The sequence below is a fragment of the Nocardia carnea genome, from assembly GCF_029869215.1.
GTDB classification, from domain to species: Bacteria; Actinomycetota; Actinomycetes; order Mycobacteriales; family Mycobacteriaceae; genus Nocardia; species Nocardia carnea_B.
Genome location: NZ_JARWPM010000339.1, coordinates 1 through 18,749, shown reverse-complemented (window position 1 = coordinate 18,749; position 18,749 = coordinate 1). Strand labels below are relative to the sequence as shown.

Annotated in this window: 15 protein-coding genes and 1 pseudogene; 8 read left to right on the top strand and 8 right to left on the bottom strand. The window is 70.8% G+C overall.

The genetic code is table 11. The features are described 5' to 3' along the window. Positions 1-229 precede the first annotated feature (229 nt). The 5 genes from QH276_RS23660 to QH276_RS23640 all read left to right on the top strand — a co-directional run bounded on the left by QH276_RS23660 (position 230) and on the right by QH276_RS23640 (position 6,122). Positions 230-1,633, top strand: coding sequence for an aldehyde dehydrogenase family protein (locus QH276_RS23660; protein ID WP_280401518.1), 1,404 nt, complete (start codon positions 230-232; stop codon positions 1,631-1,633). 146 nt (positions 1,634-1,779) lie between these two features. Continuing rightward, the gene (locus QH276_RS23655) at positions 1,780-2,667 is read left to right on the top strand and encodes a polysaccharide pyruvyl transferase family protein (RefSeq protein ID WP_280401492.1); all 888 of its coding nucleotides are present in this window, start codon (positions 1,780-1,782) and stop codon (positions 2,665-2,667) included. Continuing rightward, on the top strand, positions 2,664-3,644 hold the full coding sequence (locus tag QH276_RS23650) for a glycosyltransferase family 2 protein (protein WP_280401493.1): 981 nt from the start codon (positions 2,664-2,666) through the stop codon (positions 3,642-3,644). The genes QH276_RS23655 and QH276_RS23650 overlap by 4 nt, the downstream gene beginning before the upstream one ends. Continuing rightward, positions 3,641-4,546 (top strand): glycosyltransferase family 2 protein, encoded by a 906-nt coding sequence (locus QH276_RS23645; protein WP_280401494.1) that lies wholly within the window; start codon positions 3,641-3,643, stop codon positions 4,544-4,546. The genes QH276_RS23650 and QH276_RS23645 overlap by 4 nt, the downstream gene beginning before the upstream one ends. A 43-nt stretch (positions 4,547-4,589) precedes the next feature. After that, positions 4,590-6,122 carry an FAD-dependent oxidoreductase gene (locus tag QH276_RS23640; protein WP_280401495.1) on the top strand — a complete coding sequence of 511 codons (1,533 nt, stop codon included), beginning with the start codon at positions 4,590-4,592 and terminating at the stop codon, positions 6,120-6,122. A 286-nt stretch (positions 6,123-6,408) separates the two neighbouring features. Here QH276_RS23640 and QH276_RS23635 read toward each other — a convergent pair whose 3' ends face one another. Beyond that, positions 6,409-7,770: a cytochrome P450 gene (locus tag QH276_RS23635; protein WP_280401496.1), complete on the bottom strand. Its 1,362-nt coding sequence runs from the start codon at positions 7,768-7,770 to the stop codon at positions 6,409-6,411. 94 nt (positions 7,771-7,864) lie between these two features. Then, on the bottom strand, positions 7,865-8,704 hold the full coding sequence (locus QH276_RS23630) for an SDR family oxidoreductase (protein ID WP_280401497.1): 840 nt from the start codon (positions 8,702-8,704) through the stop codon (positions 7,865-7,867). A 244-nt stretch (positions 8,705-8,948) separates the two neighbouring features. Here QH276_RS23630 and QH276_RS23625 point away from each other — a divergent pair, with 244 nt between their 5' ends. Continuing rightward, a complete protein-coding gene (locus QH276_RS23625) occupies positions 8,949-10,100 on the top strand; it encodes a hypothetical protein (RefSeq protein ID WP_280401498.1) in 1,152 nt (383 codons plus the stop codon). A 14-nt stretch (positions 10,101-10,114) separates the two neighbouring features. On the opposite strand, the gene QH276_RS23620 is transcribed toward QH276_RS23625, so the two are convergent. After that, positions 10,115-11,896, bottom strand: coding sequence for a thiamine pyrophosphate-requiring protein (locus tag QH276_RS23620; protein WP_280401499.1), 1,782 nt, complete (start codon positions 11,894-11,896; stop codon positions 10,115-10,117). A 621-nt stretch (positions 11,897-12,517) separates the two neighbouring features. Between QH276_RS23620 and QH276_RS23615 the strand changes: the two genes are divergently transcribed. Continuing rightward, positions 12,518-13,972 carry a metallophosphoesterase gene (locus QH276_RS23615; protein ID WP_280401500.1) on the top strand — a complete coding sequence of 485 codons (1,455 nt, stop codon included), beginning with the start codon at positions 12,518-12,520 and terminating at the stop codon, positions 13,970-13,972. Continuing rightward, positions 13,920-14,597: a helix-turn-helix domain-containing protein gene (locus QH276_RS23610; RefSeq protein ID WP_280401501.1), complete on the top strand. Its 678-nt coding sequence runs from the start codon at positions 13,920-13,922 to the stop codon at positions 14,595-14,597. Before QH276_RS23615 ends, QH276_RS23610 begins: the two co-directional genes overlap by 53 nt. A gap of 51 nt (positions 14,598-14,648) precedes the next feature. Here the strand turns inward: QH276_RS23610 and QH276_RS23605 are convergent, their stop codons facing one another. The 5 genes and pseudogenes from QH276_RS23605 to QH276_RS23585 form a co-directional block, all read right to left on the bottom strand. Beyond that, positions 14,649-16,010 (bottom strand): ammonium transporter, encoded by a 1,362-nt coding sequence (locus QH276_RS23605; protein WP_280401502.1) that lies wholly within the window; start codon positions 16,008-16,010, stop codon positions 14,649-14,651. 63 nt (positions 16,011-16,073) lie between these two features. Next, the gene (locus QH276_RS23600; RefSeq protein ID WP_280401503.1) at positions 16,074-17,132 is read right to left on the bottom strand and encodes a heme-dependent oxidative N-demethylase family protein; all 1,059 of its coding nucleotides are present in this window, start codon (positions 17,130-17,132) and stop codon (positions 16,074-16,076) included. Further along, the gene (locus QH276_RS23595; RefSeq protein WP_280401504.1) at positions 17,129-18,088 is read right to left on the bottom strand and encodes a PDR/VanB family oxidoreductase; all 960 of its coding nucleotides are present in this window, start codon (positions 18,086-18,088) and stop codon (positions 17,129-17,131) included. Before QH276_RS23595 ends, QH276_RS23600 begins: the two co-directional genes overlap by 4 nt. Beyond that, a complete protein-coding gene (locus tag QH276_RS23590) occupies positions 18,085-18,573 on the bottom strand; it encodes a dimethylamine monooxygenase subunit DmmA family protein (RefSeq protein WP_280406906.1) in 489 nt (162 codons plus the stop codon). Before QH276_RS23590 ends, QH276_RS23595 begins: the two co-directional genes overlap by 4 nt. A gap of 66 nt (positions 18,574-18,639) precedes the next feature. After that, positions 18,640-18,749: pseudogene (locus tag QH276_RS23585) on the bottom strand (ethanolamine utilization protein); the annotation flags it as partial.

The window sequence follows — 18,749 nt, the reverse complement described above, 5'->3', positions numbered from 1 at the left end:
GTGCGCGCCCAGCCGGGCTGGGCCCGGCGGGCCCCCGCGGCCACCGCGGGCAGTTGCCCGAGGGCGGTGAAGGGTAACCTGGCCACCGGCGGTGCCCGGGCCCGGGCGAGGGGCACGGAGCCCCCCGGGGCCGCGCGCGGGCGGGCGGCGCCCCCACCCCCCGCGGGCGCGGGGGGGCCCCCTCGCCGGTGCGGGTTTGAAGCGGCGGTTTCCGGCAAAACGGGTGGGCATGAGCGGACCGAGCACTCTCACAGAAGCCACGCGCCCGGCACCCGGCGGCATCGAGATCCTCGACCCGGCCACGGGAACGTCCGTCGGCACGGTACCCATGACCGGCCTCGCGGAACTGGACGAGCTGGTCGCGGCGGCCCGCCGCGCCCAGCCCGGCTGGGCGCGCACCCCGGCGGGCGAGCGGGCCGCCGCGGTCCGGGCGGGGGCCGCCCGGCTCCGGGCCCGGGCCGAGGACATCGCCGCGCTCGCCGAATCCGAAACCGGCCGTCCCCGCGCCGAAGGCGTGGAGGGCGTCACCGCCGGTGCGGCCACCCTCGAGCAGTACGCCGAACTGGGCCCGCTGCACCGGGGCAGGAGCCTGCAGGGAAGCTACGACGCGACCGACCTGATGGTGTGGGAACCGCGCGGCGTCGTGGTCGCGCTGACCCCGTGGAACGACCCGGTCGCGGTATCCTGCGGCCTGCTCGGCGCGGCGCTGATCACCGGGAACACCGTGCTGCACAAGCCGAGTGAGCGTGCCCCGCACACCGGGGCCCTGGTCGGCGAACTACTGGCGGAGGTGCTGCCCGCCGGGGTCCTGCAGACCCTGCAGGGTGACGGCACCGTCGGCGCGGCGCTGGCCGCCCACGCTGCCGTGGATGTCGTCGCGCACGTCGGCAGTACCGCCGCGGGCCGTTCGATCGCCCGCAGCACCGCCGTGACCGGCGCGCATACGCTGCTCGAGAACGGCGGTAACGACGCACTCGTCATCGACGCCGATGTCGACCCGGTGTGGGCCGCGGAACAGGCCGCGCTGGGCGCGTTCGCGAACTCCGGCCAGATCTGTGTGTCCGTGGAGCGGATCTTCGTGCACGAAGCGATCGCGCAACCGTTCCACACCGCGCTGGCCGCGGCCGCGCGCTCCCGGCATACCGCGCCGCTGGTCGACCGGCGTCACCGCGACCAGGTCCATGCCCAGGTCCGCGAGGCGGTGGCCGCCGGCGCGCGACCACTCGCCGGAGCAGCGGTGCCCGACGGGCCCGGCGCCCACTACCCGGCGACCGTCCTGACCGACTGCACGCCGGAGATGCGGATCATGCGGGAGGAAACCTTCGGCCCGGTCGCCCCGGTTCGCGTGGTGACCACGTTCGAGCAGGGACTCGCCGAAGCCGCGGCGGACGAGTACGGGCTGGCCGCGACCGTGCTCACCGCGTCGATGGCCAATGCCCAATATGGCTGGCGGGAGCTGCCGGTGGGCACCGTGAAGATCAACGCGGTCTTCGGCGGTGCCCCCGGCGGTGCCGCCCACCCGCGCGGTGCGAGCGGTCGCGGATACGGTTACGGCCCCGAACTACTCGACGAAATGACCCGGACGAAGGTAGTCCATATGCGGCCCGCGCCCGCGGCCGCGGCCCGGTGGTGACGGTCGGTGCCCGCCGGCGGTGCGCGCGGTATGACACCGGCGTGGGCGGGTCCAGAGCATGCCCGGATGCCGTGCGCCTATCGCCTGCCGCGGGAGACGACCGGGTGCCGGCGATTGGCGCGGCGGTTACCGGGTAAGCGCGGACCATGCGCGTACTGGTGACCGGATGGTCCAGCTTTGTGCACGGGGAAGCGACGGCGGGGGATGTGCTGGGCATGCGTCGCGTGGGGGAAACCCTGGCCGCGGCGGGGATTGCGCACGAGACCGCCTGGAGTCCCGGGTTCCGGCCGGAGGCCCTGCATCTCGACGAGGCCGACGCCGGGCGGTTCTCGCATCTCGTCTTCGTCTGCGGCCCGGCACACGGGGCGCAGGTGCGGGAGTTACACGAACGGTATGCGTCGTGCCGCCGGATCGCGGTAGGCGTCTCGGTACTCGATCCGGCCGATACGGCGGTCACCGGATTCCACCGGGTGCTGGCGCGCGACGACCCGGATACGGCCCGCCCGGATATGTCGGTATCGGCCACCACCACCACGGTTCCGGTGGTCGGGGTGGTTTTCGCTCCCGGCCAGGCCGAATACGGGCCGGCGCGGCGGCACCACGCGGTGCACGACGCTCTCGAACGCTGGCTGTCCGGCCTCGACTGCGCCCGGCTACCCCTCGATACCCGCCTGGCCGGCGACGATTGGCGGCACTGCGCCACCCCCGACCAGCTGGCCTCGGTCTTCGCCCGCCTCGACGCGGTCGTCACCACCCGGCTGCACGGCGTGGTCTTCGCGTTGCGGGCCGGTGTCCCGGTGCTGGCGGTGGATCCGGTGGCAGGCGGCGGCAAGGTCACCGCGCAGGCCGCGGCCCTGGGCTGGCCGGCGCTGCTCTCTGCCGAACAGGCTCTCGATCCGAGCATGGTGGACCGCTGGTGGCGGTGGTGCCTGTCCGCGGCGGGCCGCGAGCACGCGCGCCGCGGCGAGTTCCCGGCCGCCGATTCCCTGGCCTCCGCCCTCCTCGACGAATTGCTCGCGGGACGTCCCGCATGAACCCGGCGGACGAAGCGGTGGGGCCCGCGGTCGACGAGGCTGCGGCGCGGACTGCTGAGGACGCTGCGGAAGCCGGTGCGGACACGGCGGAATCGGCGGCCGAGGGGACGGCGCGGACCACGGTGGTGATCGCGACCCGCAACCGCGCCGCGGAACTGGCCCGCACCCTCGCCGAGCTGGCGACATTGCGGCCGCGCCCGCCGATCGTGGTGCTGGACAACGCCTCCGACGACGACACCGCCGAGGTGGCCGCGGGCTTCTCCGGGGTCTCGGTGGTGCGGTTGCCCCGCAATCTGGGTGCGGCGGCCCGCAATCTGGGCGTCACGGCCGCCCGTACCCCGTATATCGCGTTCTGCGACGACGATTCATGGTGGGCAGACGACGCGCTCGCCCGCGCCGAACAGGTTCTGGATTCCTGCCCGCGGCTGGGTCTCGTCGCTGCCCGCACCCTGGTCGGCCCCGGTGACCGGGACGACCCGGTCAACGAACTGATGGCGGACAGCCCGCTGGGGCGGCCCGCCGGACTGCCCGGCCCCGCCGTGCTCGGGTTCCTCGCCTGCGCGGCGGTCGTGCGCAAGGAGGCGTTTCTGCGCGCCGGCGGGTTCAGCCCGCTGCTGCATTTCGGCGCCGAGGAACGCCTGCTGGCACTCGACCTGGTCGCGGCCGGCTGGGAACTCTCCTATGTGGCCGAGATCCGCGCCCACCACCACCCGTCGTCGCACCGCCCGCCTCCGGTGTGGCGCCGCCGGGCCGAACTGCGGAACAACGCGTTGATCACCTGGCTGCGCCGCCCCGTGCGGCAGTGTGTGTCGGAAACGGCCGTACTGCTCGGCCGCGCGGTGCGCGAACCGTGGATATGGCCGGCGCTCGGGGGAGTGCTGCGCCGGCTGCCGTGGGCGCTGGCGCAGCGGCGGCGGGTGCCGCCGGAGGTCGAGCGCCGGGCCCGGATTCTGGAACTTGCCGAGGGAAGGGTATGAAACGCATGGGCACCGAACGCATCACGGTGGTCGTCATGACCCGCGACCGCCGGGAGCAACTGCTGGAGACACTCGCCGAGATGACCGCGCTCCCGGACGCGGCGCCGATCATCCTGGTGGACAACGCTTCCAGCGACGGTACCGCCGACGCGGTCACCGCGGCGTTTCCGTCGGTGGAGGTCATCCGGGCGCAGGAGAACTTGGGTGCAATCGCCCGCAATCTCGCCGTGGAACGGGTGCGGACACCGTATGTGGCGTTCTGTGACGACGACACCCGATGGCAGCCGGGCGCGCTCACCCGCGCCGCCGAACTGCTCGACCGGTATCCCGGACTCGCCTCGGTGACCGGCCGCTGCCTGGTCGAACCCGATCTGCGGGAAGACCCGATCACACCGGAACTACGCGATTCACCGGTGCCGGGACCCGACTGGCTGCCGGGCCCGGCGCTGCTCGGCGTGATGGCGGCGCTGTCCGCCTTCCGGGTGAGCGCGTTCCGGGAGGTCGGCGGCTTCTCCCGGCGGCTGTGGTTCGGCGGTGAGGAGGAACTGCTCGCCTTGGATCTGGCAGCCCACGGCTGGTGGATGTGCTGGATCGAGGACATGGTGATCCACCACGCCCCGTCGCGGTTGCGGGATTCGACGCGGCGCCGCGGCCTCGGTATCCGGAACACGCTGTGGACGTTGTGGTTACGCCGGCCGGTCCGCAGTGCGGCCCGGCGCAGCGCCGCGGTGCTGACATCGGCGCCCCGCGACGCGGCGACGGCCCGGGCCGTCCTGGAAGCCCTGCGCGGGCTGCCGTGGGTGGTACGCGAGCGGGCGGTCGTACCTGCCGAGGTGGAGGCCGGGCTCGTGCTGCTGGAGGAATCCCAGCGCCGGTCACCGGCCCGGCGGTACGTGGGCTGATCCGGCAGCGTGTCATCGGCCGGAGGCGGGGTAACCGCAGCCCATGAACGCACCGACGGGAACCCCGGAGTCGTACTGGATCCGATCCACCGAGCCGACCGCCTATCCGCGCGTGACCGCCGATCTGGACGTCGATGTGGCGGTGATCGGCGGTGGTATCGCCGGTCTCGCCGCGGCCTGGGAGATCGCCGGCACGGGCCGTTCCGTCACCGTCCTCGAGGCCGACCGGATCGTCGGCGGGACGACCGGCTACACCACCGCGAAGGTCAGCGCCCAGCACACGCTGGTGTACGACTCGCTGCGCTCGTCCTTCGATGCGGGCACGGCGCACGACTACGCACGGTCCCAGCAGGACGCCGTGGCACACCTGGCGCGGACCGCGGCGGAGCTCGATATCGAGTGTGAGCTGGAACGGGCGCCGTCCTACACCTATGTCACCGGCGCGAAGCGCGTCGCCACCGTTCGCGCGGAGGTCGAGGCCGCGGTCGAGGCGGGACTGCCGGCCACGCTGGTCACCGAGACGGGACTGCCGTTTCCGGTGGCGGCCGCGATCCGCGTGGACGACCAGGTCCAGTTCCATCCGCGGAAATACCTGCTCGGCCTCGCCGAGCACGTGACCCGTTCCGGGGGCACGATCTTCGAGCGGACCCGGGTGGTCGGGCTGGACGAAGGCGACCCCTGCCGGCTGACCACCGAACGCGGCGCCACGGTGCGCGCCCGCGATGTGGTGGTCGCGACCCACTACCCGGTGTTCGACCGGGCGCTGCTGTTCGCCCGGCTACAACCCCGGCGCGAACTGGCCGTGGCCGGTCCACTGGCCGCCGGTGCGGATCCCGGCGGTATGTACATCACTCCCGAGGAGAACACCCGCTCGGTGCGCACCGCCCCTTACGGTGACGGCCGCCGGTTGCTCATCGTCACCGGCGAGCACCTGCGCCCGGGTACCGGCTCGACCGCGGACGCTTTCGAACGGCTGGCCGGGTGGGCGCGGACGCATTTCCCCGTGGAATCCCTCGACTATCACTGGGGCGCGCAGGACAACACCACCACGGACGGCATCCCCTATATCGGCCGGTTCCATCCCGGCGCCCGGCATGTCTACGTGAGTACCGGATTCGGCGGCTGGGGGATGACGCACGCCGTCATGGGCGGCCGGTTGCTCGCCGCCGAGCTGGCCGGCGAGCCGCTGCCGTGGGCACGGATCTACGACCCGCGGCGGCTGCATCCGAAGGTCGAGGCGGGCACCTTGCTGAAATCCGGTCTCGACGTGGGCCGGCACCTGGTCGGTGATCGTCTCGCCCCCAGTACTTTCGTCGATACCGCCGCCGATCTGCCGCCCGGCAGCGGCGCGGTGATGCGCCGTTCGGGTCGGCGCTGCGCGGTGTACCGGGATACGGACGGCGAACTGCACACCGTATCGGCGGTCTGCACCCATCTCGGCTGCGTCGTCGCCTTCAACGACGCCGAAACCAGCTGGGATTGCCCCTGCCACGGGTCGCGTTTCGATATCGACGGGAAGATACTGGAGGGCCCGGCCACCGAGCCGTTGGAACGGATCGACCCCGCAGCGGACTGATCGTCGGTTACCGGCGACTGATCCGCGGGATCACGTCCGGATCAGTAGCCGGTGGCGGGCGGTGGCGCGGCCACCCGTATGGCGGGCGGCGCAGTCGCGCGGCGCTCGGTGCCAGTGCCTTCGGGCGGGTACTCCACGGATTCGCGGGCCTCGGTTGCGCCACAGATCGCGTCGGACGAGTAGCGGCCCGGGCTCGCTCGGCACTTTTCGCTGGCCTGGCATTCCGCGCTCGCCCGGGAGTCCTCGGCCGGCCGCCCTGTGGTGACGCCGCGGGGCGAACGTAACCTCACCGCGGCGGCGCCACGCTGCGCAATCGGGCCGGTTCGGCCACGAATTCGAGGCCGAAGTTGTTCAGGGTGGCCGGTAGCGGTGTGCCCGGCGCCAGCGAATGCGACCGCAACCGCAACTGCGGCCCGGAGAGCAGATGCGCGAGCAGTGTGCTGGTGGTGAACAGGACCAGGTTGCGACCCGGGCATTCGGCCGGGCCGGCGCTGAACGGCACCAGCTGCGGATACTGCTGCGCGCGCCCGTCCAGCCAGATATCGGGTTCGAAGCTGTCGGCGAACGGCAGCAGCTGCCGGTCGCGGTGGAACGCCGGAACGAGGATCAGCAGCGCTGCGCCGGGTTCGATCGCGAACTGTTCCGAACCCGTGCGCCATCGGGTCCACTCGGTGGTGTCCCGCAGGATCACCGGGGTGGTGGGCCACAGCCGGATCGATTCCAGGACACACGCCCGCAGATAGGGCCGCAGGTGCGGATGTTCCGGATCCTCGGCCTCGGCGCGGGCGCGTTCGTGCTGCCCGGGATGCTCGGCGAGCAGCGCCAGCGCGCGCGAGAGTGCGATACCGGCCGCGTCGAACGCGAACAGCCACTGCGGCATCTGGCCCACCGGATCCACCGCACCGCCCGCGGGGACTTCGGCCAGGGCACCGGCCAGGCTTCCGGGTTCGGCGGTTTCGGCATAGTCGTACAACCGGGCGAGGAAATGTTCCCGCCGCTTGCGCAGTGTCGGTGCGGCGAACGACCAGTTCGCCGCGCCCCGCAACCGCCACAGTTCATCGGTGATCGCGTCGTCGGTGCGTGCCCGCTCACCCAGCACCACCCGGCGGACCAGCCGCCACCACGCGGCGGTGAACTCCGCCGCGTCCAACTCGCCGCGCCGCGCGATATGCGCCAGGAGTTCCTGCGCCTCGGCGGACACCTTCGCGGCGAACGGTTCGGCCAGCCGGTGTAAGGGGGTGCCGGTATCGAGTGCGGCCTCGTTCACGGCGCGCCGGCGATCCCGGATCGGGCCCTGCGAGACCAGCACACCGTGCGGCTGGAACTGTTCCAGCGCGGCCTTTTTCTCCCGGTTGGCCGGGTCGAACGGGGTGGGTGCCTCGGCGAGTACCCGGCCGACGTCCGCGGGGTCCAGGACCACCAGCACCCGGCGGCCGGGCAGCACCAGCTCCACCGGCCCGCTGCCGAATTCGTCTCGGAGGCTGTTCCAGCGACGCGCCGCCCGGTCGTCGGCCTGGATGCGCTCCAGCAATCCCAGCACAGGCCGGCGGCGGGCGATCACCCCGGCGCTGATCGCCGGGAAACCCAGGTCCACCAGCGCGGTGGCCGCCCGCAGTCCGGTCAGTCGGTGCCCGTGCACATCGGCCATTCCGATCTCCCTTCCCTCCGCTCCCGGCGGTACCCCGCCGGACGTCGGCTGCGTACCCGGGCCCGCGCCCGCGAAACAGCAGGTGACCGGCGGGTCAGAGAATCGGGTTCCCGCCCGTCACCGCGACCCGCGCGCCCGATACGTAGCTGCCCTCGTCGGAGGCGAGCAGGACATACACCGGCGCCAGTTCGGCGGGCTGGCCGGCGCGGCCCAGCGGGGTGCTGTCGCCGAATGCCGTCACCTTCTCGTTCGGCATGGTGGACGGGATCAGCGGCGTCCAGATCGGGCCGGGCGCGACACTGTTGACCCGGATCCCCTTGTCGCCGAGCAACTGCGCGAGGCTGGCGGAAAAGTTCGCGATCGCGGCCTTGGTCGCCGCGTAGGGGGCCAGGGTGGGAGACGGCGAATCGGAATTCACCGAGGAACTGCCGATGATCGAGGCGCCGGGGCGCATATGCGGCAGTGCCGCCTTCACCAGGTGGAAGTAGGCATTGACGTTCACCTTGAAGGTGTAGTCGAATTCCTCGTCGCTGATCTCTTCGATCGTGTTGTGGGTCATCTGGTAGGCCGCATTGCTGACCAGTACATCGATCCGGTCGAACGCGTCCACCGCGCGCGCGATCACCGTGCGGCAGTGCGCGGGATCGGACAGATCTCCCGGTACCAGCACCGCCCGGCGGCCTTCCGCCTCGACCAGGGCACCCACCTCCGCGGCGTCGTCGTGCTCGTCGAGATAGGAGATCAGTACATCGGCACCTTCGCGGGCGAAGGCGATGGCCACGGCCCGGCCGATCCCGCTGTCGGCACCGGTGATCACCGCGGCCTTACCGGTCAGCTTCCCGCTGCCGCGGTAGCTCTGCTCGCCGCAATCGGGAACCGGGTTCATCCGCGCCTGGACCCCGGGTACCTCCTGCTGCTGTTCCGGAAATCCCATCGTTTCTCCTTTCCCGGCGAGCGGCGGCGGCCGCCGCACGGGGTCGTCGTGGTCGTGCACCGGATTACCGCGGGACCGTGATCGAAACCGGTTGCCCGGAATCGGCAACCCGGCGCCGCCGGTATGCGCCGACCGCCGTTCCTCCCGGCCGCGTTGTTTGGGCGGGCCGTGGGAGGGAAGCGCCACCGTCGAGGGCAGTGGTACGGGTGCGGCAGCATGGCCGGCCCGCGTGATCGGAGGTTCGGTGAACGGGACGACGGATCGGGAAACAGCGGAGACGGGCGAACTGGTCATCGGCGTGGTGGCGGACCCGGATCTGCCCGCGCGCTTGGCCCGGGATCTGGCCGCCGGCCTGCCCGCGGCGCTGGCCCGGCACGATCCGCGCCTCCGGTGCCGGGTCGAGGTGTTCGACGACCCGTTCGAAGCGATGTACCCGGACCTCGAATACATCATCGACAAGGCCGCCCGGCACGTCCGGGACACCGACTGGGACCTCGCGCTGTGCCTGACCGATCTGCCGTTGCGCAGCGACGGCAGGACCGTACTGGCCTCGCTGGAGCTGCGGCATCGGGTCGCCCTGATTCCGTTACCGGCACTCGGTGGTGTGCGCTTGCGATACCGGCTGCGGAAACTGGCGGCCGGAATCGTTCCCGCTCTGCGCGGCTCGCGTACGCCGCCCTGCGGAAGCACCGCGACGATGCCGCGTACGGCCGCGGAGCTGCCGGGGCGCGAACTCGCGGCCCGGGCCCCGTTCCGGCGGGTGCGGGTGGTGGACGACGGCACCGACGCCGTCCTGGTGGAACGGGACGGTCCGGCCCGATTCGCCGGACTGCTCGCCGGAATGGTGCGGGCCAACCGCCCGTGGCGGCTGTTCGTCGGGTTGTCCTCGGCGCTGGCCGGGACGTTGGCCGGTACCGCGTTCGGGGTGCTCTATTCGAGTATCTGGCAATTGGCGACGGCGCTGGGACTGCTCCGGCTCGCCGGGGTCGTGCTGGCCGCGATCACCGCCCTGAGTGTCTGGATCATCGTGGGCCACAATCTCTGGGAGCGGAAAACCACCGCGGACCACGCCCGCGATATCCGGTTGCGTAACGCGGGGACCGTGGTCACGGTGGCCTTCGGGGCGATCGTGTTCTTCGCGGTGCTGTTCCTGTTCACCTCGGCGGCCGTCGGGCTCGTCATCCCGCCGGCGTACCTCGCGACCGTGCTCGGCGGCCCGGTGCATCTCGGTGACTACCTGACCATCGCCGCCATGGCCAGTGCGCTGGGAACGGTGGCCGGCGCCGTAGGGTCGGGGCTGGAGGACGATCTCACCGTCCGGAAGGCCACCTACGGCTACCGCGACCAGGAGCGGCGCAGCTGGGTCGACCGCAGGCAGGGATCACCGAGCGACTGAACCGGTCCCGCGAGTCACGGCCGGAATTCCTGCGCCTTGGCCTTGGCGCCCTGCACCACGAGATGGAACGCGTCCGGATCGCCACGCAGCAACGATTTACCCAGATCCTTGATCTGCTCGTAGGTGGCGTGCGGCGGGATCGGCGGGACCTCCGGATCGCAGCGCACGTCCAGCACCGTGGGGCTGCGCATCGCCAGGGCCCGATCCCACATACCGCCGATATCGTCGGGATGATCGATGGCGATGCCCTCCAGCCCCATCTCGTGGGCCAGATCGGCGTAGGGCACATCGGGCAGATCTTGTGATTCCGTGAATTTCGGCGCGCCGCCCATGGCGCGCAGCTCCCAGGTCACCTGGTTGAGGTCGTTGTTGTGGAAAACGCAGACGATCAGTCGCGGATCGCTCCACAGATGCTGATAGCGCGCGATGGTCATGAGCTCGCCGAGGCCGTTCATCTGCATGGCCCCGTCGCCGACGAGGGCGATCACCGGCCGGTCGGGATGGGCGAATTTCGCGCCGATCGCATACGGCACACCCGGGCCCATGGTCGCCAGGGTGCCCGATAAGGAGCCCCGCATCTCCCCGCGGAACCGCAGGCAGCGGGCGTACCAGTTCGTGGAAGAACCGGAATCGGCAGTGACGACGGCGTTCTCGGGGATGCGTTCGGACAACTCGGTGACCACCCGCATGGGATTGATCGGCTTCGCCTCGAGCGCCGCCTGATGCCCGACCGTCTCCCACCACCGGGCCACATTCTCTTCGACCGTATCGCGCCAGGAACGGTCGGCTTGCCGCCGCAGCAGCGGAATCAACTGCCGCAGGGTGGCCGCGGCATCGCCGACCAGATTCACCTCGGTGGGGTAGCGCATACCGATCATCGCCCCGTCGATATCGATCTGCACCGCGCGGGCCTGTCCGAATTCCGGCAGGAACTGGCTGTAGGGGAAATTGGAGCCGACGATCAGCAGGGTGTCGCAGTCGCGCATCAGCTCGTAGCTGGGTCGCGTACCGAGCAGCCCGATGGATCCGGTGACGAACGGTAGCTCATCGGACAGAACGTCTTTGCCGAGCAGCGCCTTGGCGATACCGGCCCCGGTGAGTTCGGCGACCTCGCGAACTTCGGCGGCGGCTCCGCGTGCCCCCTGCCCGATAAGCATTGCGACCTTGGAACCCGCGTTGAGCACCTCGGCGGCCCGCTCCACTTCGTCCGCGGGTGGGGTGAGGGTGGTGTGCTGGCTGCTGGGCGGACTCGACGGCACCTGCTTGAAGGCGTGTTCCGGCGGATGATACGTCTCTTCCTGCAGGTCGGCGGGCAGGATCACCACCGTCGGCGCGCGGCGGGCCATCGCGGTCCGGAAGGCGCGGTCCAAGGCGTTGGGGAGCTGGCTCGCGACATTGACCTCGACGAGGTAGTCCGAGGCGACATCCTTGAACAACGATTGCAGGTCGACTTCCTGCTGGTAGCTGCCGCCCATGGCGCTGCGCGCCGTCTGGCCGACGAGGGCGACCACCGGCACATGATCGAGTTTCGCGTCGTACAGGCCGTTGAGCAGATGGATGGCGCCGGGCCCCGAGGTCGCGGTGCACACGCCGACCTTGCCGCTGAACTTGGCGAACCCGGTCGCCTGGAATGCCGACATCTCCTCATGTCGCGACTGCACGAAGCGGGGCCGGTTCTCGGCCCGCCCGAAGGCGGCCACGAGACCGTTGATGCCGTCGCCGGGGTAACCGAACACCTGGTCGACTCCCCATTCGCGGAGACGTTGCAGTACATAATCGCCCACCTGCAGCGACATAGGTCCTCCCTGGTTCTGGTGGATGGGGCGGCGTCGGGGGCGGCCTACCCCCTCGAAGGGAGTTCAACCACGAGCAGCCGCGCCCGGCCGGGATGAGAGGCCGGCCGGTCGGATCGCTCGCCGCGCGGAGCCGTGGAGAGGGGCACGGTCGCCGAGCTCGGCGGGGCGGAATTGTCCCGCGTGCTCAGGCTCCGGAACCGGGCCTGAGGTGAACACACAGCTGGAAGGCGCCCTGGCTGCCGGGAAATTTGTGGGTTCCCGTACTGCTGCCGCACGGAGGGACACCGCGGGGTGTGCTGTGTCCACCTGGAGCGGCGGCCTCGGTAGCGCTCATGCCTGTGCCCGGCCCGCTGGACCGTAGTGCGTACCCGGCGCCGCCCTCCGTTCTCACACCGAAGGTTTCTCCGGCGCTGCCCGGTCGAACGGGTGGTGAACAGGGGCCGACAGCAGGGGGAGGCGAAGCGCGGAAACGGCGGCGAACCGACCTGCGCAGCTCGTCCGTTGTTCACCGGGGGGCATTTTCGGCTCGATAGCGTCGAATCCGTCGACGCAGTGGCGAGACCGACGTCAGGGGTCGCGATGGGTCACCACGAGCCTTCCCGCCGAACGATACTCACCGCGATGGCCGCGATGACCACGGTTCCGCTGGGCGGGATCGCGGTGCTCGCGCCCCCGCTGCTGTCGATGGTGGCGCGCGATCTGGAGTTGATCACGGTGACCGATCGGTCGGTGGCCGTCAGCTGGACCACCGCCGCATTCGATCCGGCCGGGCGCTGGCGCCCGGCGCCGGCCGGTACCGAACTCGCACTGGGACCGGCGAATTCGCGCAAGGCGCTGCCGGTGGTGCATTCCGATTCCACACCGACCGCCTTCCACTATGTCGAAGTCCACGGGCTCGAACCGGGCCGTCGCTACCGGCTGGAGGCCCGATCCCACGGCGTGCGCGCCCGGACCGGTTCGCCGATGACCTGGTGGAACGACGAGCAGCGGCACGAGTTCCGCACGCTCACTCCGCCGCCCGGCCGGCTGCTGCGCACCCTCGCCCTGGCCAACGATGTGCATTTCGGTGAGGAGGTCAGCGGCGAACTCGTGCCGGGGGTGCCGACCGGTGTCCGGCAGGAACCGGGGCTGGCGCCGTACCCGGCGATCATGCTCGACGCCCTGCTCGGCGATGTGCGCGCCCCCGACCGCGATGCCGACCATCTGATCCTGGCGGGCGACCTCACCGCCGAGGGCACACCCGGGGAATCCCGGACGCTGCGCCGCCGGCTCGACAGCTGGGGCCGGTTGGGCCGGGATGTGCTGGTATGCCGCGGAAATCACGACCGGCCGCGGACCGGCGCGCGGTGGCAGTCGGGTACCCGGCTGGCGCGGACGGCGCACCACGACTGCTGGGGTCCGCATTTCCTGCCCCGGCAGCGGCTGTTCGCCTACGACCTGGACGGCCTGCGGGTGATCGCCCTCGACACCACCGACCTCGACCACGCCGGCGGGCGGATCGACGCCGAGCAGATGTCCACCCTGCGCGCCCTGCTGCGCGCCGAACCCGACCGGCCGACCCTGGTGTTCGGCCATCACCCGGTGACCCGGGAGGCGGGCCGCACCAATCTCGGCGGACCGGGTTTCATCCTCGACCGGCGCGACGCCGCGAGCCTGCAGCAACTCTACGGTCGCGCACCGGGAGTGTTCCTGCACCACAGCGGGCATACGCACCGTAACCGCCGGACCCGGCCGGATATCCCGCTTCCGGTGGAGTTCCTGGAAGTGGCTTCGATCAAGGAGTACCCGGCCGGCTACGCGCTGCTGCGCCTGTACGAGGGCGGGTACATGGTCACCTTCCAGACCACCCGCACCGCCGCGGCCCGCCGCTGGAGCGCCCACACCCGCGGCCAGCTGTTCGGCTTGCAGTCCCGCTACAGCCTGGGCTCGGTGGCCGACCGCAACCATGTGGTGCGCCGCGATCTGTCCGGGATCACACGCGGCCGCTCGTCTACTGTCAGGAAACCTCGAGTAAACTCGGTCGATGACCGACGGTACCCCCAGTACTCCGCAGCAGATCCACCGCGATACCGGTGATCCGGCGCCGGTACAGCGGGAGGTGATCGGCGAACCTCCCACGGGCGGCGATCTGGAAGCCGCGATCGCCCGCCAGGTGCGGGCGTTGCGCAAGGCCAGCGGGTTGTCCGTCGGTGATATGGCGGCCAAGGTGGGGATCTCCAAGGCGATGCTGTCGAAGATCGAGAACGCGCAGACCTCGTGCAGCCTCTCCACCCTGGCCCGGCTCGCCGCCGGGCTCGACGTCCCGGTGACCTCGTTGTTCCGCGACGCGGATACGGTGCGGGAAGCGGTGTACGTGGCGGCCGGGCAGGGCGCGGTGATCGTGGGCCGCGGCACCCGGATCGGGCATCACTACGAACTCCTGGGTTCGCTCCGCGGTCAGCACAAACGGCTCGAACCGGTGCTGGTGACGCTGACCGCCGCCAGTGAGGTGTTCCCCCGGTTCCAGCACGCGGGCACGGAACTGATCTACATGCTCGAGGGCGTGATGGTCTACGGGCACGGCACCGCGGAATACACACTGCGCCCGGGGGATTCGCTGCTTCTCGACGGCGAGGGCATTCACGGCCCCAACGATCTGGTGCGCCTGCCCATCCGTTTCCTGGCGGTCACCGCCTACCCGGACAACCACGAGGAAACGTGACCGGGCCGGCCTTCCCCGCGCGGAAGGCCGGCCCGGTTCCGCGGGTCGTGCTCAATCGGCCGCGGGAGCCGGAGCCTTCGCCGCCGCTTCGGTGATGGACTCGGCGGCCGCCACCGCCGCCTCGGCCGGGACGGGCGCCGCAGTGAGCGTGGTCACCTCCATGACATAGGCCGTCTCCCCGTGGATCGAGGTGTCCAGGCCCTCCTGTTCGGTCTCGGGCGGAACCCGCAGGCCCATGGTGAGATCGACGATCTTGGCGAGGATCAGGGTGACCACGAAGGTGTACGCCAGCACGGCCAGTACCGCGACGGCCTGCCGCCACAGCACGTCCACGCCGCCGCCGTAGAACAGCCCGGCCACGCCGTTCGGTGCCGCCGGATCGGCGAGCAGGCCGATCAGCAGCGTACCGAGCACACCGCCCACCAGGTGGATTCCCACCACGTCGAGCGAATCGTCCACGCCGAACCGGAATTTCAGCGAGACCGCGAAACAGCACACCGCGCCCGCCGCGGCCCCGATGATCAACGCGCCCACCGGCGATACCGCGCCACAGGCGGGGGTGATACCGACCAGTGCGGCGATGAGCCCGGAGCTGGCGCCCAGCGAGGTGGCGCGGCCCTCGCGCAGTTTCTCCACGACGAGCCAGCCGCAGATTCCGGCCGCGGCAGCGGCCACGGTGTTCAGGATGACCACGGACGCGCTGTTCCCGGCGGCCAGCGCGGAACCACCGTTGAATCCGAACCAGCCGAAGAACAGGATCCCGGCACCGAGCACGGTGAGCGGCAGGTTGTGCGGCCGCGGCGGATTCGGGAACACACCGCGTCTGCCGAGGACCAGTACCAGTGCCAGCGCCGCGATCCCCGCGTTCACATGCACCGCGGTGCCGCCCGCGAAATCGATGGCCCCCAGGGTGTTCGCGATCCAGCCGCCGAGTACCGAGCCGTCCGCGGAATCGAAGGCGAACACCCAGTGCGCGACCGGGAAGTACACCAGTGTGGCCCACAAGCCCGCGAACAGCATCCAGGCACCGAATTTCATCCGGTCGGCCACAGCACCCGAGATCAGTGCGACGGTGATGGCGGCGAACAACAACTGGAAGCCCGAAACCAGCGCGGGGGGTAGCGCGGGTTCGGCCGGTGCCGTGAGCAGATCGGCGGAGCCGAAGTACTCGAGCGGGTTGCCGAGCAGGCCGATACCACCCAGTGAATCACCCAGTACGGCCGAATAGCCGAACAGGATCCACAGGACGCCGACCACAGCGAACGCGCCGAAGGTCATCATCGCCATATTGAGTGTGTTCTTGATGCCGACCATGCCGCCGTAGAACATGGCGAGCCCCGGCACCATCAGGCTCACGATGGCGAAGGCCGCCAGTATCCACGCGGTATTCGCCGCGGCGAGTGCTTCGGTCATGATTTCCCTCGTCCTGTATCTGTCGCCGAACTGATGTCTCTCATGAGTGGACAGACCCGTCTTTCAGTAGACGCCGCCCCGCGTTGCCGGAAGTGGTCCGCCGGTAACTTCTCGGTTAACCCCCGCGTGCTCGGCCAGCCAGCGCACACCCGGCTCCCGGGTTCGTGCCAGCCCCTTGTACTCGGCGATATCGGCGGGCAACTCGGTGAGCACCGAAGCCAGCCGCCCGGCCCATTCCGGAACCGATGCCACCGCCCGGAAGGGCAGCAGATAGGTGCGGATCAGGAACATCACCGCGCCGGAAACCGGCAATCGGGTGAGGTGCTGAACCTCGGTGCGCAGATACAGCCGGTCGCCGACCTCGGCGGGGTCGCCCTCCGCGAGCGTCCGGCGGTCACGTCCCCAGGTCGGATAGGTCTCGGTAGAGGTATCGAGGCGCCCGTCCACGGTCAGTGTCCAGTTGGTGCGGCGGTAGCTTTCGCCGGGTTCGAGCCGCATCAGGAAATTCTGGGCGCGAGTGATGATCCGTTCCCGGTGGACCCGGGGCACCGGGCCGTGCAGCTGGGTGAAACTCATCCCGACGTCGAAACCGAAGGACCAGTCGGCGGCGAAGGTGACCACGCCCGCATCCGCCCACAGCTGTCCCTCCCGCTGATCCAGCAGCACCACGTCCTCCTGGATCTGGGCGCAGATCCAGGACAACGGATCGGCCGGGAGGGTAGCCGGGTCGCCGAAAACGAAGTACTGGTCGATACCGAGCTCGGTGTTACGCCAGTGGTACCGCTCGCCATCCCGGGTGAGGCTCATCCGCACGGGGTAATCGGCGCTGAGATCGGACATGATGGCCAGCATCGCGTCCCAGGCGGCAGCCGCCATATGCGGAAGACAGGCGTAGCGGGTGGGGTCGGCGGCGAGGATTCCGGCGCGTAGCGCGAGTTCGTGCCGGTAATGCCGGTCGATATCCACCCGGCGGGTGCCCCAGCGGCCGGCCGCCGTCTCCACCGGAGTGCGCGCGGGTTCGATATTGGCGCTGTAACGGTACTGCGGTTTCGGCAGCGGGAACGGGTAGCGGGCGATGTCCTCGGCGCGGAACCGGGCGGCCGCCGGTGTCGTGGTGTTCACAGGTCGATCTCCAGCTGTGGGCTCGCGGCCCGGGACACGCACGCCATCATGCAGTCGCCGGCGGCCCGTTCGTCAGGGGCGAGGTAGGTGTCGCGGTGCTCGATCGCACCGTCCAGCACGGTGATCCGGCATTCTCCGCACACTCCGCGCCGGCACAGATTCGGTACCGGTGTCCCGTGCGCGCGCAGTGCGTCGAGGAGGGTGGTGGTGGCCGCCACCGGTATCGCTGCGCCGCTCCGGCGCAGCCGCGCGGTGAACGGCGTACCGGCGGCCTGCGGTGCGGGGGAGAACAGTTCGGAGTGCACGCGTTGCGGTGGCCAACCCGCGGCACTGGCCGCCGTGGTGACGGCATCGATCATCGGCCCGGGTCCGCAGACGTAGAGGTGGGTTCCGAGCGGGCTGTCGCGTAGTGCCGGGTGCAGCCGCTCCCACAGTTGCGCGCGTGAACCGCACCGGGTGAGCGCGCCCGGGGCCAGGGCCGCGAGCTCGGCCGCGTATGGGGCGTGGGTACCGCGATGCGCGTAGACCACCTCGAACGGCCGGCCCCACCGGACCGCGGCGCGTACATGAGACAGAATCGCGGTGACCCCGATCCCGCCCGCTACGTACAGGTGCCGCCGCGCGGCGGCGACCGGCGCGAACCCACTGCGCGGCCGCGAGATATCGAGCGGATCACCGGCCCGCCTGTCGTGCAGCCAGCGCGATCCGCCGCGCCCGGCCGGATCCAGGCGGACGGCGATCGTGTAGTGCTCCGGTTCGACCTCGGGGCCGGTGAGTGAATAACAGTTCTGCTCACCCGCACTCCAGCCGACGGCGATATGACTGCCCGGCGGGAAGGACGGTAATCGCCCGCGATCCGCGGCGCGCAGGGTGAACTCGCGAACATCGCTATCCAGCGACCGGATCCGGTCTATTACGAGGCGTAGGCGCGCGTCTTCGCCCGGCGTGGGGGTCATGGCAGGTCCTCGGCGCCGGGGTGGTACCCGAGATAGGCGGGTATGCGCCGGGAGAAGTGGTGATACACGGTCAACGGTGATCCGCAGCCGGCGCACCGCGTGGTCTCGCCGATCGCGGCGGTGGTCCGCGAGACGGCGCGACAGTGCGCGCAGTACACCTGGCGCGCCCCGGCCCCGGTCTCGCCGGGGCCGGCGGTGGCGATCTCGCAGTCGAGGGCGCCGGCCGAGCGGATCGCGGCCTGGGCGCGACCGGGTTCGGCGCCGAGTACGGCGAAGCGCCAGCCCACCTTCGCCTCGGCGAGCGTCGCGGCCAGTGCGGTGTCGTCGCTGTCCGAGGTCAGGACCGTCACCGGGATGCCTTCGAGGCGGCCGGCGAAGGCGCGGGCCGCGATGTCGGCGGCGGGTGCGGTGGCCACCACCACGTAGGCGGTGGCGTCCGGGTCGATGGGTAGATCGTGGGGTCCGGACGCGGTCGGGACGGGCACGCTCGTTCCTTCGTACTGGGGCATGGGCTCACTCCGGGTTGTGGTGGTCGCTCATGGGGGATCGGCTCAGGGAGCGAAGGAACGGTGGCCGACGTAGAAGGCGAGGGCGCGGTCCGGTGTGCTGAACCGGATCCGCGATCCTTTCGGGAAGAAGATCGCGTCCTTGGGCCCCGCCG

Coding starts and splice junctions, on each gene's coding strand:
- QH276_RS23660 (WP_280401518.1), top strand. CDS start 230: ATGAGCGGACCGAGCACTCTCACAGAAGCCACGCGCCCGGCACCCGGC.
- QH276_RS23655 (WP_280401492.1), top strand. CDS start 1,780: ATGCGCGTACTGGTGACCGGATGGTCCAGCTTTGTGCACGGGGAAGCG.
- QH276_RS23650 (WP_280401493.1), top strand. CDS start 2,664: ATGAACCCGGCGGACGAAGCGGTGGGGCCCGCGGTCGACGAGGCTGCG.
- QH276_RS23645 (WP_280401494.1), top strand. CDS start 3,641: ATGAAACGCATGGGCACCGAACGCATCACGGTGGTCGTCATGACCCGC.
- QH276_RS23640 (WP_280401495.1), top strand. CDS start 4,590: ATGAACGCACCGACGGGAACCCCGGAGTCGTACTGGATCCGATCCACC.
- QH276_RS23635 (WP_280401496.1), bottom strand. CDS start 7,770: ATGGCCGATGTGCACGGGCACCGACTGACCGGACTGCGGGCGGCCACC.
- QH276_RS23630 (WP_280401497.1), bottom strand. CDS start 8,704: ATGGGATTTCCGGAACAGCAGCAGGAGGTACCCGGGGTCCAGGCGCGG.
- QH276_RS23620 (WP_280401499.1), bottom strand. CDS start 11,896: ATGTCGCTGCAGGTGGGCGATTATGTACTGCAACGTCTCCGCGAATGG.
- QH276_RS23615 (WP_280401500.1), top strand. CDS start 12,518: ATGGCCGCGATGACCACGGTTCCGCTGGGCGGGATCGCGGTGCTCGCG.
- QH276_RS23610 (WP_280401501.1), top strand. CDS start 13,920: ATGACCGACGGTACCCCCAGTACTCCGCAGCAGATCCACCGCGATACC.
- QH276_RS23605 (WP_280401502.1), bottom strand. CDS start 16,010: ATGACCGAAGCACTCGCCGCGGCGAATACCGCGTGGATACTGGCGGCC.
- QH276_RS23595 (WP_280401504.1), bottom strand. CDS start 18,088: ATGACCCCCACGCCGGGCGAAGACGCGCGCCTACGCCTCGTAATAGAC.